Annotated in this window: 17 protein-coding genes; 5 read left to right on the plus strand and 12 right to left on the minus strand. The window is 43.2% G+C overall.

Annotated features, from left to right (window positions below; all coding sequences use genetic code 11):
• From MK127_03700 to MK127_03725, 6 genes are all read right to left on the minus strand, one after another.
• Positions 1-532: amidase family protein (locus tag MK127_03700; GenBank protein ID MCH2531903.1), on the minus strand; the 532-nt coding region annotated here is incomplete at its 3' end.
• A complete protein-coding gene (locus MK127_03705) occupies positions 529-1092 on the minus strand; it encodes a thiamine pyrophosphate-dependent enzyme (protein MCH2531904.1) in 564 nt (187 codons plus the stop codon). The genes MK127_03705 and MK127_03700, both read right to left, overlap by 4 nt.
• Positions 1093-1614 (minus strand): thiamine pyrophosphate-binding protein, encoded by a 522-nt coding sequence (locus MK127_03710; GenBank protein ID MCH2531905.1) that lies wholly within the window; start codon positions 1612-1614, stop codon positions 1093-1095.
• A gap of 2 nt (positions 1615-1616) precedes the next feature.
• On the minus strand, positions 1617-2792 hold the full coding sequence (locus MK127_03715) for a Rid family hydrolase (protein ID MCH2531906.1): 1176 nt from the start codon (positions 2790-2792) through the stop codon (positions 1617-1619).
• A 2-nt stretch (positions 2793-2794) separates the two neighbouring features.
• The gene (locus MK127_03720; GenBank protein ID MCH2531907.1) at positions 2795-4003 is read right to left on the minus strand and encodes an amidohydrolase; all 1209 of its coding nucleotides are present in this window, start codon (positions 4001-4003) and stop codon (positions 2795-2797) included.
• Positions 4004-4104: 101 nt separating this feature from the next.
• A complete protein-coding gene (locus tag MK127_03725) occupies positions 4105-5313 on the minus strand; it encodes an MFS transporter (GenBank protein MCH2531908.1) in 1209 nt (402 codons plus the stop codon).
• Between the two features lie 114 nt (positions 5314-5427).
• Between MK127_03725 and MK127_03730 the strand changes: the two genes are divergently transcribed.
• From MK127_03730 to MK127_03740, 3 genes are read left to right on the plus strand one after another with little or no spacing between them, the layout of a single operon-like run.
• Positions 5428-6384, plus strand: coding sequence for an NAD(P)-dependent oxidoreductase (locus tag MK127_03730; GenBank protein MCH2531909.1), 957 nt, complete (start codon positions 5428-5430; stop codon positions 6382-6384).
• An 11-nt stretch (positions 6385-6395) separates the two neighbouring features.
• A complete protein-coding gene (locus MK127_03735) occupies positions 6396-6932 on the plus strand; it encodes a hypothetical protein (protein MCH2531910.1) in 537 nt (178 codons plus the stop codon).
• A gap of 3 nt (positions 6933-6935) precedes the next feature.
• Positions 6936-8210, plus strand: coding sequence for an MFS transporter (locus MK127_03740; protein ID MCH2531911.1), 1275 nt, complete (start codon positions 6936-6938; stop codon positions 8208-8210).
• Here the strand turns inward: MK127_03740 and MK127_03745 are convergent.
• The 3 genes from MK127_03745 to arfB are packed head-to-tail and all read right to left on the minus strand — an operon-like array spanning position 8207 to position 9850.
• The gene (locus MK127_03745) at positions 8207-8887 is read right to left on the minus strand and encodes a hypothetical protein (protein MCH2531912.1); all 681 of its coding nucleotides are present in this window, start codon (positions 8885-8887) and stop codon (positions 8207-8209) included. The two genes, MK127_03740 and MK127_03745, sit on opposite strands and share 4 nt — an antisense overlap.
• A 24-nt stretch (positions 8888-8911) precedes the next feature.
• Positions 8912-9382, minus strand: a complete 471-nt coding sequence (locus MK127_03750; protein MCH2531913.1) for a glycine/betaine/sarcosine/D-proline family reductase selenoprotein B — start codon at positions 9380-9382, stop codon at positions 8912-8914.
• A 45-nt stretch (positions 9383-9427) separates the two neighbouring features.
• Complete coding sequence (gene arfB, locus MK127_03755) at positions 9428-9850, minus strand: aminoacyl-tRNA hydrolase (protein MCH2531914.1); 423 nt, start codon at positions 9848-9850, stop codon at positions 9428-9430.
• Positions 9851-9914: 64 nt separating this feature from the next.
• Here arfB and MK127_03760 point away from each other — a divergent pair, with 64 nt between their 5' ends.
• On the plus strand, positions 9915-10811 hold the full coding sequence (locus tag MK127_03760) for an LLM class flavin-dependent oxidoreductase (GenBank protein ID MCH2531915.1): 897 nt from the start codon (positions 9915-9917) through the stop codon (positions 10809-10811).
• A gap of 14 nt (positions 10812-10825) precedes the next feature.
• On the opposite strand, the gene MK127_03765 is transcribed toward MK127_03760, so the two are convergent.
• The 3 genes from MK127_03765 to MK127_03775 are packed head-to-tail and all read right to left on the minus strand — an operon-like array spanning position 10826 to position 13321.
• Positions 10826-11818 carry an NADPH:quinone reductase gene (locus tag MK127_03765; GenBank protein MCH2531916.1) on the minus strand — a complete coding sequence of 331 codons (993 nt, stop codon included), beginning with the start codon at positions 11816-11818 and terminating at the stop codon, positions 10826-10828.
• Positions 11819-11841: 23 nt separating this feature from the next.
• Positions 11842-12918: an Ldh family oxidoreductase gene (locus MK127_03770; protein ID MCH2531917.1), complete on the minus strand. Its 1077-nt coding sequence runs from the start codon at positions 12916-12918 to the stop codon at positions 11842-11844.
• Positions 12908-13321, minus strand: a complete 414-nt coding sequence (locus MK127_03775) for a heme-binding protein (protein ID MCH2531918.1) — start codon at positions 13319-13321, stop codon at positions 12908-12910. Before MK127_03775 ends, MK127_03770 begins: the two co-directional genes overlap by 11 nt.
• Before the next feature lie 194 nt (positions 13322-13515).
• Between MK127_03775 and MK127_03780 the strand changes: the two genes are divergently transcribed.
• Positions 13516-14547, plus strand: a complete 1032-nt coding sequence (locus MK127_03780; protein ID MCH2531919.1) for an amidohydrolase — start codon at positions 13516-13518, stop codon at positions 14545-14547.
• Positions 14548-14568 lie beyond the last annotated feature (21 nt).

Below are 14568 nucleotides of genomic sequence, written 5' to 3' on the forward strand. Positions count from 1 at the left end.
CCCCAGAGTCAGTCCCAATGGCCAATGGCCCCAAGCCTGTAGCCACTTGAGATCCCGCGCCTCCGCTTGAGCCCCCGCATGTGTGATCTAAATTCCAAGGATTCCTACCGGCAGGGCTCAGCCGATTATCTACAGCACCATGTAAAGCGAACTCAGGCAGATTTGTTTTTCCAATGATGACTCCACCCTGATTACGAATTCTGATTGCTATCTCTGAGTCCGGCTGAACATTATTTTCAAAGGCCTTGGATCCATAGGTTGTAGGAACACCGCCCAGTTCTATACTGTCTTTCAGTGATATTGGAACACCACACAATAATCCATTTTCTTCAGAATTTAGCCATAACCTCTCTGCATTTTTGGCAGAGTCAATTGCGTCATCATAATTAAGTGCTAGGAACGCACTAAGCGAAGGATTAAATTTTTCAATACGTGCAAAAACGTCCGCTACAACTTCAACCGGTGAAATTTCTTTTTTCCTGTACGCATTAATCAACTCCAATGCAGATAATTGCCAGAGATTGGTTTTCATAAAGCAGCCAACTGCTCTTTTAGAATTGCCGATTGCGAAGCCATGGGAACACCAGCCCAGCGAGGGTCTTGAGCCTCTCGTTCAATACTTAGTTCAATCAACACAGGTCCTTCCATGTCCCATATTGAAGGTAATTTCACCAAAAGCTCGTCTGCTGTTTCAATCTTTAGCGCGTTTGCGTACCCTGAGCCAATGGCCAAAGCAACCCAATCGAATCGCCCAATACCAGGGAGGTCTTGATTACCAGTGCTTTGGTGTAATCCGTTAGCAAATACAAAATGAAAAAATTTACGTGGTTGTTGACTAGCGACAGTCACTAAAGAACCGAGTTGCATTAGAAGGCTACCGTCTCCGTCTAAAACCATTACTCTCTTATCAGGACGAGCCATAGCAAGACCTAGGCCAATCGAAGCTGCGCTCCCCATACATTGGGATGCATCAATATGTAAATATTCTGCCTGTTCAGCTTGATGCCAAGGGTAGATGGACTGCATCGTTGCGACTGCGATCGCTCCGGATCTTCCTTCTGCTAATAAATCAATTGCTTCTTGTCGTTCCATCTATATTGTGGGTGCTCCTATGATGATTGCTACGGGTCCCAGGGTATCGTGCGCAAGCTTATACCCAAGCTCTATATTGCCAATATCCTCAGGTGTCTCTATTCGATAATAGGGAACACCCCATGTTTCCAAAGTCGGTTCTACCATTCGAACCGCTCTGGATTTACTCTCCTCAATTGGCAGCATAGGGTCTCGCTGAAACTGCCCGACAAACATAAGTGTTGGGATTTTTGCGTCTAGGGGGATAGCTTTAATAGTATTGATAGAGGCAAAAATACCGTTATTTTGTATAACGAGTACAGGGTTTTTACCCCCGATATATAACCCTGCATTAATCCCTATAGCTTCGTCTTCTGTGCAAGCAATCATAAAAGAGATATCTGGATCGTCAGTCAATCGAGCAATTAAAGTTTTCTGATACGAGTCTGGAATGCAGATAACATGATCCACACCCAAATTTTTTAATTTACTAACAATCTCTTCTGAGCTAACACCGGTTGCGACAGGTTGGTCTGACGGCATACTTAAGCCCCCGCGATGCAAGAGATTTCGATCTCTGCGTTATTTTCAAGATCAACTCCCACAATATTCATCGTTGGGGGATCTCCGCCAAAATATTGTTTAGCCAATTCAATAAACGTATCCTCAAAATTAATATCATCAAGAAATACATCTAACCGAAGCGTATTTTCTACCGACGTATCAAATCTGTTTAGCGCTGCATCCAATCTTCTGAAAGCTTGGTGCGTTTGTGCTACAGGATCTCCGTATAATTCTTGAATTATGTTTCCTGTTTTTGCGTCAGACAAACCTGAGGCTGCTGATGCAAAAACCAAACCATTGGCTTTAACTGCCTGCGCTCGGGAAGGGTCTTCTGCTAGCCATACAATTTCTTTCGTCCCTCCGGGATTGACTGCTAAACCACCAATTTCCATGACTCCTCTACCACCTAAAAGCGTACCTACTGAATACCCAGTAAAGTGAATTTTCCCATCGAACCTGTTCTTAAGGCCTTCTCGGTATTTCCCTGTATCTCCAATCCTTTTTAGAGCGCAATCAGTCCTAATAAGGTCGTCTAGAGAACCTCCTCCTTTTTCTAAATGAGAACGTAACCACTCATATGTATAGAACAGTTCTGTGTCAAATTGACTACTAACTTCTTCTTCAGCTTCTTCATCTGTGAACGGGTTGGATCTGCCTCTAACACCAATTACATAAGTGAAATCACCGCACCGGGTTATACGAGATGCGCGCCCTCTATGCGGTTGATGAACAAAAACCTCGCGTTCCAAATCAGGAGTAACAGCTTGAACTACAGCCGTCAGCATATTCACTCCTGACATCTTGCACTGCGCGCCAAAACTTACTGCGAGTTTATGTCCTTCTTCCCCAAAATGCTCAGGCCAAGTTGCCATACGCTCTAATCGCCAATATTGACCTGATGTGAAATTTTCGATCCAAACCGCAGAATCTCCCCCATATCCAGCTTTTTGCAGCCTTAATGCTTGCCTTCCATAAGCATTGTTACATTGGGGTATAGGCTGATTGTCCAATTCAGGTTGAATTTTCTCGGTGTTAATATCTCTATGGCCATCAGAGCTTGAAAGAAATAAATGAGGCCCATACCTAACAACTGCAGCAACATTTCTATTACGCTCGTCTGACAATAAAATTTCTTTCTTGTATCGATTTTCCGCCATAATTAATTATTACCTGGGCCTTTTATTCCAAAGATTTTCTGTGCACGATTCCATACAACATCTTGAACCAAATCAGGATCTGTCCCCGTAAACATGCGATCCATAGCAGGACTTGCATCTGGCCAAGTTTGGCCTTGTTCATGAGGATAATCACAACCCCAGATAACACTTTCACGAATCAGAAACTCTGGGTCTGGAATCATTTTTGCCCCAATATAGTCTTCTTCAAAGGTGAAGCTCATATTGTTATTAATGTAATGTAATGGGTTTTCTTTAAGCGGGTTAATTGAATCTGGCATCCGATCATTATGGCAACGTTCCATCCACTGGAATAAAAATGGGAGCCAGCCAATTCGACATTCTGCCATCGACACGTGCAAATTAGGGTGGCGCTCAAACATTCCGCTAAATACGAACTGAGCAATATGCTTGCCGGCCGGGTTAAAAGGTACCTGAGAAAAATGAGCTAGTGACTGGCCATATTCATTAGGAGGATATGGGGTCCCTGCAGCATCACCAATATGGGTGCATATGATTGTTCCAGTCTCTTCTGCTGCAGACCATAAAGGCTCCCACACAGGAGACCAAACATCTTCTCCCATGTCATTTGGGCTAAGTTCAACGGCTCGTACTCCCTTATCAACTAAACGCATTAGCTCATCAACGCAAGTTTCCGGGAATGCAGCATGCAGCCAAGGAAGTACAAATAAACGATCAGAATTGTAAGTGGACATTTCCACAGCCCAATCATTAAATGCTTTGTAAACTTCTTTCTCTAAATTCTTGTCCTTGAACGTCCATTTACGAGTATTGCCATAAAATACACCGGCATATAATTGGCCTAGGTCCATATGCTGCAAGAGAACTTCGGGATCCGCCGGAGGTAATTTGCCTTCCTCTACGCTGATTGGTTCAAAGCGCTTTGCATATTTTGGCCAATCTTTACCGTCTGCAGCAAAAGCGTGAATATCACCCTCCCACTCCCAGGCAGTACCTTTGTCGGACTCAACTACCTTTGGGGCTTTCTCTTTGAATTGGGAGGATATACGAGATTGAATAATATCCTTAGGGTACCAAACAAGATCGATATGATTATCAGCAGAGATGTATTTATATTCTATATTTGTGCCATCCCGAACATCTCTTGTACTTGAGTTACGACGCCTCGCAGTACCACCTAATTTATCTGAGCGAACATTTTCGTCTGGCATATAGAAATCTCCCTTTATGTCTGATACGCAACTGAATACCTGAATCGTAGGATTGCTACATCTTTGTGTCAAGAAAATCTAACTTATTCACAGGTATAAATTCACTTTAGATTTCTGAGTGCCTTCGAAAAAATTATTTCCCAGCACCCGTACATGAAAATTACTCCACCCGTAGCAGATAAAGCCACACGGCCGTTAAATATTTCTGCAAGTGCAGTGATTCCTAGTACCGCAATTGGGATCAATCCTCCCATCATTGCATTAAGTGCTTGGATCCTGCCTCTCATTTCATCTTCCGTATAAACCTGAAGAGCAGCAAGATGTAGAACAGTGCGACCAGATTGACCTACTCCAATAGGAATCATTAATACTAGAGATAGCCAAAACCAGCTAGATGCAGCAAAGCCAATTACCCCTGCCCCAAATAACATAAAAAACCCAATCAACAATAGCCCTTTTCGCTGGAAATCACCTAATGATGCTGACATCGTCGAGCCTAATAATGAACCTGCCCCAAAAAATGTAAACAGTAAACCAACGCCATCTGCCTCAATCTGGAGGAATTCTTGTGCCAATGGTAGAAGATGCTGGAAAGGCTGCCCGAATACTGTAATCACCAATCCCACCAGTAAAAGATTTTTGATTACTGGTTGTTGCCGTACGTATCGGAATCCCTCCAACGCCGAGCCTCCTCTATTTCTAATAGAGGAACTGAAGGAGCCTTGAGCAGGCACCAAAAATAGTAAAAATAAAGCAATAATGTACAACACGCCAATTAGTAAATACGCCCATTCAGGGCCAGCATGAGCAAAAAGAATCCCCGCAACAAGGGGCATTAGCATACGGTTCGTGTTCTGAGACATCGTATGAAGACCCGTAGCATTTAGCAAAAGCGAGCGATCTACCAGGCCCCCAATAACTGCGCGTCTGGTAGGTGTAATGAAAACCATGACGCTTCCTTGGAATACTCCAATGATGGTTACGTGCCACCAATCCAACACGCTATACCCAACTCCTAATGCGGTGATTCCCGCAAAGACCGCCATGAGTATTGCCGCAACCATCAAGATATTCCGCATCGACATACGGTCTGCTAAAGAACCTGCAAACGGAGATAGCACTAAAGATGGAGCATTGTTTGCTGCAATAACTATCCCGAGTACAAGAGGTGCTCGGTCTGAAAGTTCAAACGCTAAAACTGGCCTGGCCAGTGTAGTCGCTTGCATAGCACCTAAGTAAAAAAGCATGGAAACAAAATAATTTCGATACTCGCTTACTTTTAGCGCATCAAATGTTCTGGGCAGCCCCATCAGTTAGTTCCTTTACAGATTTTCTTACTTATTAAAATTGCAGGCTAAGAGTATCCCAATAGACTCGTCAATGATAAAACTACATAAACATTACAAATTAATTTGGAGTACGCAATGATTCTAGTTGTTGGAGGAATGGGATTCATAGGGCAAAACGTAACTTTGGAATTAATTAAAGCAGGGGAGAAAGTTGTAAGTACGCAACATAACGCAAGGCGAGTACCGGGGGCTTTAGAGCAACATCTCAATAGCAGTCTATTTGTTGAGAATATGGATTTTACTAAATGCTATGAAGTCATCAATGTTGCACATAAGCATAAAATTGAAAGCATAATATCTTTCGCAGCGCCACCAGCACGAGGGATAAGCCCACAAGAAGATTATCGCGTATACACAGAAGGACTCCAAAGTTTACTAGAAACTGCGCGTGTACTTGGACTAAGGCGCCTTTCTCTTGCTAGTTCAACTTCTGTATATGGCAGTTTGCCAAATGGTCCTTTCCGAGAAGATATGCCTCTTCCAATTCAATCACGAACCCAAGTTGAAGCATTCAAAAAAGGCATGGAAATACATGCCTTTCACTATGCTGCTCGTGCAAATATAGACGTAGTTTCTCTTAGGATTGGCAGTATATACGGCCCTTACTACTACAGCATGTTCAACCCTATGAGCCGTATATGTGAGGCTGCACTAAAGAACATAGAGCCTGATTTTTCAGATCGACCTAATGGCTCTATTAGCGAAGATGATGAAGGTGATTGGACCCATGTATCTGATTTATCTGCAGGTATAAAAAATATCCATCAGTCAAGTAAGTTAAAGCACGCTACTTACAATATTGGGTCAGGGCTAGCTACTTCTAACAAGCAGATATTTGAGGCCATAAAAAAATCGATCCCAGAGGCTACCTGTTCTGCATTAATACCAGGCAGAAGCCCAGGAGCAAATCCTCCAAATCCAGTTATGGACCTTAGTAGAATAAAAGAGGATGTTGGATATTCTCCAAAATTTAATATTGAGACAGGAATGGAAGACTATATCGCTCATTTGCGTTCCCTAATAAACAACTAATTGGAGAATCTATGCCTCAAAAAATAAATCCTTTTGAATTACCTGAAGAGCAGAAAGGTTGGAGAGGCCTTGAAATTACTGGCCGCCCAAGGCGCAGGGTATTTACTGTCTTAGAAAATGAACATGTCTTAGTAACAGCGTTGCTCCAGCTTCCAGGTGAGCCAGGTGTGCGGCATAGTCATGAGACCGGTGAATTGTCGTTTCATTGGGCTGGCGGAATGGCTCCCTTTATTACTTGGAATAAGCCGGGAGAATTTCATGGTGGCCTAGCAGAAGTAAAGGTAAAGACATCAGAAGAAGTCGCTGAGGGTATTAAACTATTAAACTCACAAATTAAAAGTGGTTCATCTGAAGTATCTTCTCTCATTGCAGTTGCCGAAAAATTACAATCACAAATCGATGAACTGCGCAATCAAATTGGCAATATCCATGGACCGTCAGGAGGCCCTGGAATGATTATCGATTTATTATTCCCTCCGTTTAAAACAACTATCGATGACCCAAGTTACCCAGAAATAAGAACATTCTCTGGCCAATGGTACGACTAAATTTTGACTAATCTACAGTCCTCAAAAAAAAGAGCTCCGCTTTACTATGGTTGGAAAATGGTGATAGCTGCATTCTTTAGCCAGATAATGCATGGAGGCTTGCTCTTTCTCTCCCAAGGTTTGTATGTAGTTCAATTTGAGCAAACGTTCGCATGGAGCCGAGGTGCCATATCTTGGGCCTTCGGGTTGCTGAGAATAGAAACAGGGTTACTAGGCCCTATTCAAGGCTGGATGCTAGATAAGTATGGTTCACGACCAATCATGAGGATGGGAACCTTACTCTTTGGAGGGGGACTTATACTACTAGGACAAATCCAAGAGTTATGGCATTTATTTGCGGTACTTACGATAATTGCCATGGGCACTAGCCTTGCAGGCTTTCTCACAGTTAATACGGCATTGGCCCACTGGTTCGTAAAAAAACGTGCCCGTGCGATGTCTGTAACGTCGATTGGATTTGCTGCTGGTGCGCTATTATCACCAATTGTAGCTTGGTCAATCACTGAGTTCGGCTGGCGTGATACTGCAATGTTTTCTGGAATTGCAGCAATTATCGTAGGAATCCCTGCTTCACACGTATTTAAGCGAAGACCAGAAGATATTGGGCTTCAACCAGACGGAATTGAGCCTGTCATAGGAGCACAGGATTCAAAGGCCAATACCCCTGGAGAAGATACTGACTTAACCGTACGCCAAGCTGTAAGAGATAGGTCATTTTGGTTAATTTCCATTGGTCACGGATGGGCCTTACTCGTTGTAGGAACAATTGCTGTTCATTTAATTCCTCATCTTGTCGAACAGAACAATTGGGACGTTGCGCAAGCAGCATTAGTCTTTCCAGGCCTGATGGTTGCGCAAATAACCGGGCAAATAAGCGGCGGGATCATTGGAGATCTTTATTCAAAACGATTTGTAGCTGCAGGAGCAATGATCGGGCATGGACTGGGGATTTTTTTAATCGCTTTTGATACTAGCTTACCTACAATTATTGCAGCAATCGCGTTGCACGGAGTTTCATGGGGAATGCGGGGCCCATTAATGATGGCGATAAGAGCAGATTATTTTGGACGAAAACACTTGGGTCAAATCGCAGGGTGGTCCAATACAATTACTGCAGGGGGAAGCATTATTGGGCCTATATATGCCGGCGTTCTATATGATTATTTTGGATCCTATACTTTTGCCTTTTCTACGCTAGGAATTACAACTGCACTAGGCACATTATTTTTCTTACTTGCAAGAAAACCACCAGTTCCTTCAGTGCCCAATGCTGGTTAACGAGCAATACCTTGGCCATTACGCTCATCGCCATCTAATTCAAGCTTATTCGCAATATTGGTAAGTAATTCACCCATACTTGTCTGTCCCCAAAACCAGTTGTGAAGTTCATTGTCTGTTTGCTCAGGCCGTTGGCAAAAGCGAGCCTCCAAATAAAACGCCTTTAAATCGTCAGAGGCTAATCGTAAGAATCGTCCTACATCCATATCCAATGGTATTCGAGAATAAGTGGTTCCTGGATCCTCTACGTATGACTGCATAAAGTGGATTAGTCCTCTGAATTGCCTCTGGGGAACTCCCGATAAGCCAACCATTGTCCTACCATTGTTCTCTTCAACCCATCTCTCGTAATACCCTCTCAACGCGGTAACTTCGTCCGCTGCGTTTTGAGGCCCGTTATTAGATTTTGTTGCCATGCTGGATTGCAGTACTTGAGGCGGCAAATTTGAATTTGCAGGGAACTCTTCCAAAACAGGTACATCATCTCTAGCAAGCAATGCTAAAGATCCCATAATTACTTCAGTTTGTTGTAAGTGATCGTTAGGTTCACCCAACGCGTAACCATAAGGAAAAGGAACCCAAAGAGCCCGAGGGGGTTTAACTCGCTCTGCATGCTCTTTTATAAATACTATGGCTACAGTGGGGATTCCGACTTCTTCTATAGATCGCGCAAGCACACTGACCGTGTGCGAACAATTTGGTCAAGTTGGTGTAAGTAAAACAGCATCAACGTTCGCTTCAAGCAGCAAGCGCCCTACCTCAGGGCCAGATTCATTCTCTACTTGACGCGGACTTCGGCCTGCGCCCATGAAAGAGTAAAAATCACTGGACAGGCTTCCAATTTTCCCTTGCCTAACCAATTCATTCAATCTGTCTAAAGGGAACGTTACGTTAGGGTCCCGCATAAAAGCTGAGCGATCAAACCCTATGCTTACATGACTTTGAAGAATATCTTCAAAGGGCGTAGTTGATGGGATTACTCGATAAGTTTGGTCTCCTCCTGAAAAAGGCAGGTCTCCTCTTCTATGGAGCCCAGCGGTTGTAACTAAAGCTAATTTTGCCTCAGAAAGAGCCTTCGTAAAAGGCACGTGAGGAGAATCGTCATGCTCGAATGCGGGGAAATTGAGGTGAGCTTGCCTTGCAACTTCACTTAAATCTTCTAACCTTGGCATATAGCAATAGTAAATATATTTATTTCATTGATCAACTAAAAGGACTTACTCATGATCAAGGCTTGCTGATCTCATTTCCTTACGTAGTGATCTATTGCGCTTATCAGTTAATCGCCTTTCGATTGAACTTTTACTTGGGGCCGACGGGCGGCGAATCTGTGGGGGGCGTGAAGCGTTGTGAATTAAGTCCGTAAAGCGATTTAAAGCGTCTATCCTATTACGATCCTGGCTACGAAAACGCTGTGCCTTAATAATGATCACCCCGTCTCTAGTCATTTTTTTACCTGCAAGAATACGAAGGCGTTTTTTTATGTTTTCAGGTATATATACCGAATGAGTAACGTCAAAGTAGAGCTGAACTGCAGTTGAGACCTTATTAACATTTTGGCCGCCTGGACCTGAAGAAGTAATGAAGCTGAATCTCACTTCATTTTCTGGTATCTCTATATGTCTAGATATTTTTAACAAGCCAAGCCTTTATTGAAGGTACAGCGTCTATGCTATGCTCTCTTTTATTTTCATAAGAGGCAATATGACTCGCAGCAAAAATCGCGTACGCTTCGGAATAAATCCTCGAGGACTTCCCTACGATCAAATAATTAAAGTCGCAAAAGCTGCTGAAGCTGCAGGTTTTGCAAATATTTCCTTCAGCGATCGACCCCCAGAGAACAACCTAGAAGGGTGGACGCTCGCTACTGCGGTGGCAGTACAAACTTCAAAAATTCGAGTAACTCATTCAACATTGAATGTTCCCTTCCGTAACCCCGCGTTATTATCAAAAATGGCTACTGGCCTTGATGTAATAACGGGAGGAGATCGTTTAATACTGACTCTCGGCGCAGGTATCCAAGAAGATCATTTTGTTAATTACGGAATTGAATTCGGCTCTGCTGGGTACAGGGTGGATGGAGTTATCGATACCATAGAAATATTAAGAGGCACTTGGCAAAGCGACTCTTTCAGTTACCAAGGTAATCGCTATTCTGTAGAAAATGCAGTTGTTACACCGCGTCCAGTCAATGCTTCTATTCCAATTTTTCTTGGAGCTGCACTACCACGAATGCTTCGATTATCCGGGGAGCAGGCTGATGGATGGATCCGAAATGGAGGCTGGCCTGCGGATATTGATGCCTACAAAGCACAGCTCGAGATTCTTGAAGAATCTGCTACTCGAGTTCATCGTGACCCCGGAACTATTCACCGGGTAGTCAATTGCAATGCGTATGTTGGAAATGACGACCCTGATTCCAAGCTCGCTCCTACTTTCGGGAATCAAGGAGGACTTACAGGCAGTCCTGACCAAGTATTAGAAATAATTGAAACCTATCGAGAAGCGGGCGTGGATACTTTCCATGTCCAATTTCTTAATGACATTATTGATGAACAAATACCTGAATTCGGAGAAAAAATAATAGCTAAGATTACGTAACCTTAGCTAGAAAATCATTCATCAATATTTATGATGATATTACCTATTGCGTCATTACTTTCTTGTAATTGATGTGAAGAAATTATTTCATCTAGGTTGAATGTTTTTGCAATACGGTGAACTAACGCATCTTCGTCCATAGCTTTAGTTATATCTTCAATTGCTTTTATCTTTGCGTATTCCGGTTCTGAATAAACCAATACAAAATGTACTGTCACGTTTTTCCTTGAAAATGCTTGGTAATCTACCGATGGCTCACGATTACCGGTAGAGGCATAACTTCCTACAGCGCCATTCAATGCAATCATATTTTGAGTACTGCTTAGATTACCTCCAAAATCGACTTCGACTACCCTGTCGACTCCTTTACCTGAAGTTATTTCCAATACTGCCTCAGCGACATTATCTTTACGGTAATTTATAACATCATCAGCTCCAGATTGAATTGCAAGCGAGGCCTTCAGATCGGAGCTCACTGTTGAAATAACTCTTCTAGCTCCACCCCATTTTGCCAATTGGATCCCGTAGTGCCCAACTGCACCAGCGCCTCCAGTTACTAACACAGTCATATCTTTGACTGGACCACTAGCAAACAAGCAACGATGAGCAGTCATTGCCGGAATTCCTATACATGACCCCTCTTGAAAACTTGCATCACTGGCTAGTGGTACGGCCTGTTTAGCTGGAATCGCAATCAGTTCTGCTGCTGTACCAAACTGCCTCTGCCATTGCCCTTCGTATAGCCAAACCCTCTGGCCAATGCGAGAAGTATCAACGCCAATGCCAACTTGCTCTATGACCCCTGAGCCATCACTATGAGGAACAATAAATGGAAAGGGCATTTCAGGTCCTCTTGAGCCCGTACGACTTTTCCAATCTGAAGGATTAACTCCTGAGCAAACTATACGAACTAAAACTTCACCTGCTGATGGCTCTGGATCAGGCAGTGTCCCTATTTCAAAAACATCTTTAGCGGCACCATATTTTGTATACCAAGCTGCTCTCATATTCGATTTTCCCTCTTACTGCCTTAAATATTTGTTTCAACGCCATATTGCAAGCAAATCTGTCGTAACCAAGCTACCACCTCATAATGAAGCGGTATCCCGTTAACTGATCGATCATCGAATGCTTGCCATTCAGGATCTCCTGCCACCAATACTTTGTCATGCCCTTGAGCAGGAGGAGTCTTCTTAAGATCCATGATGAAATGATCCATCCTCTGCTTAAAAGCCTCTACGTCGCTAAATGCATCTATATTATATGCAGCAAAATAATGTCGATAATTCGATCGATCTGCAGTGATGCCGTAGTCAGAACCCGCTAGTACTGAGCACAATATATCTACAGCAACCGCTAACCCATAACCTTTATGCGAGCCTCCATCACGATGAGTACCAAGGGGCAATAAATTAAAATCATCTGGAACAAAGGCAGGTTCCATTAAAGGTGATCCTTCGGCGTCTGCGATAGTCCCACCTGGAAGCATCGATCCTATTCTCTTAACATTACGAACTTTGTTTACGGGCACAACACTTGTAGCCATATCAAAAACCCAAGGTCTGCAAAATTTTGCGGGGGCCGCAATTGCAATTGGGTTTGTTCCAAGGCGAGGTATGCGACCAAATGTGGGTAAAACCGACGGGCTCGTTGCAGTCAAGCACATTCCAATCATGTCATGGGGTAAAGCCATCATAGCGTGGTAGGCAGCCATACCTAAATGACCACTATTAGCCATAGTTACAACCCCTACTCCATTTTCTCGAGCTTTGTTGATAGCTATTTCCATTGCCTTGGGCGCAAGAATAATTCCAAGGCCTCTATCACCATCAATATTTGCGGATGCAGTTCTTTCTCTTTGGATATGCCATTGAGGTTCTGGATTTTGTGAACCATCTGAATATCTCTCCAAATAAACCTGAAGCATATTGGAAACACCATGGCTATCTACACCTCGCAAGTCAGCCATCACAATGACTTCAGCTGCTATTACAGCATCCTCTTGGGGAACCCCTGCTTTTCGAAAAAGCTCGCGGGTAATATGTTTCAAATCCTGGGATGAAACTCTTATAGCATCAGATTCTTGGACTTTAAAATTATCTTGCACTGCTAATAATCTCAATGGCAGATTTTGCTACCAATTCGTCTTGATCAGGTTTCGCACCACTAACACCAATTGCACCTACTAAAGTGCCATCCTCTCTGCGTATTGGCAATGCTCCCTGCCATGGGATAAGGCGGCCATTTTCCATCATCGAAAGTGCTCGTACGACCGGTTGATCCCATCGGTCTTTTAAATCTCCACTAGGCATATCCCACGCGGCAGAGGCTGCTGCTTTCCCTTGCGAAATAGGAACTGTTCTCCACAAAGCACCATCCATTCTTGTTACCGCGATAATGTCCCCACGTGGATCGAGAATTGAAATACAGACTCTTATTCCTAATTCTTCCGCTTTCTGAACTGAGGCAGAAATCATTCTCATAGCTTCATCAAGTTTTAATTGTTCCATTTTTATAAATATCCTCTATTTCCGAATTACAAATGCATTCCATCACTATTAAGTTTGAGTATCAACCCCAGCAAAACAAAATTTGAATTAACGAAGGCAACTTGAATGGAATTTAGCGTTTTTGCAAAAATCGTAGTAATGTACGCAAATAATACGGAAAAAGACATTAACAGTACTTAATTTAAGGATTTTCTATGTCAGTCATTGATGCAGATGCGCATGTCGTAGAATCTGAAAGAACTTGGGATTTTATCCCTGAAGATTTACAGCCTTATAGGCCTGCTGTGCTATTACCAAAAGAGGGGTATAAAACCTCTTCCCCTGAATTTTGGTACATAGACGGCCGGGCTTTCGGAAAAGGTTCAAATATCGGGTTTGATACTGACGAAGAAACGCGTGAAGCAAGCGACATAAAAAAACGCTTGGCTCATATGGATGAACTTAATGTTTCTATGCACGTGCTCTATCCAAGCATTTTCCTGCGCCCTCTTGCAAGTCATCCTGAAGTAGAGATAGCCCTAGCACAGGGCTACAACCGTTGGTTGGCAGACATACACCGTCAAGGCGGGGGTCGACTCCGATGGGCGGTGATTATACCCACTATGTCTATTGAAAAATGTATAGAAGAGTTGAATTTCGGTAAACAAAATGGAGCCTGTGCAGTTTTTATGCGCGGGATTGAAGGTTCCCATCGACTTTCAGATCCTTACCTATACCCAGTTTGGGAAGAAGCTCAAAGGCTGAATCTTCCCATATGCGTTCATGCTGCAACAGGTAATTTTGCTTTCTTTGATTATTTTGGGCGAGATGCTGGATTTTCGACTTTTAAACTTCCTGCAGTTGGAGCCTTTCATGACTTGATCATGAAAGATATGCATAAAAAATTTCCCGACCTAAGATGGGGGTTCGTTGAAATCAGTGCATCTTGGTTGCCCTATGCCTTAAATGATCTATCACTGAGATTTGCTAAACGTGGAGTAGCTTGGCCAGGTAAAGAACTTTTGGAAGAGAGAAATATTTGGGTGGCAGTGCAAACAGCTGATGACCTTGGCTACATAATTGAACAGGCAGGCGATGATCATTTAATGCTCGGCACAGATTATGGGCACAATGACACTTCTACCGAACTTCACGCACTAAGAAATTTGCGTGAAAACGGAGGCCTAGATAATTCGATTGCAGACAAAATATTAGACACAAATCCAACGAGGCTCTATGCGCTTTGAGCCGCGATAAAAAAGCGCCAG

This window comes from Dehalococcoidia bacterium (assembly GCA_022449765.1).
GTDB lineage: Bacteria > Chloroflexota > Dehalococcoidia > Lucifugimonadales > Australimonadaceae > UBA2963.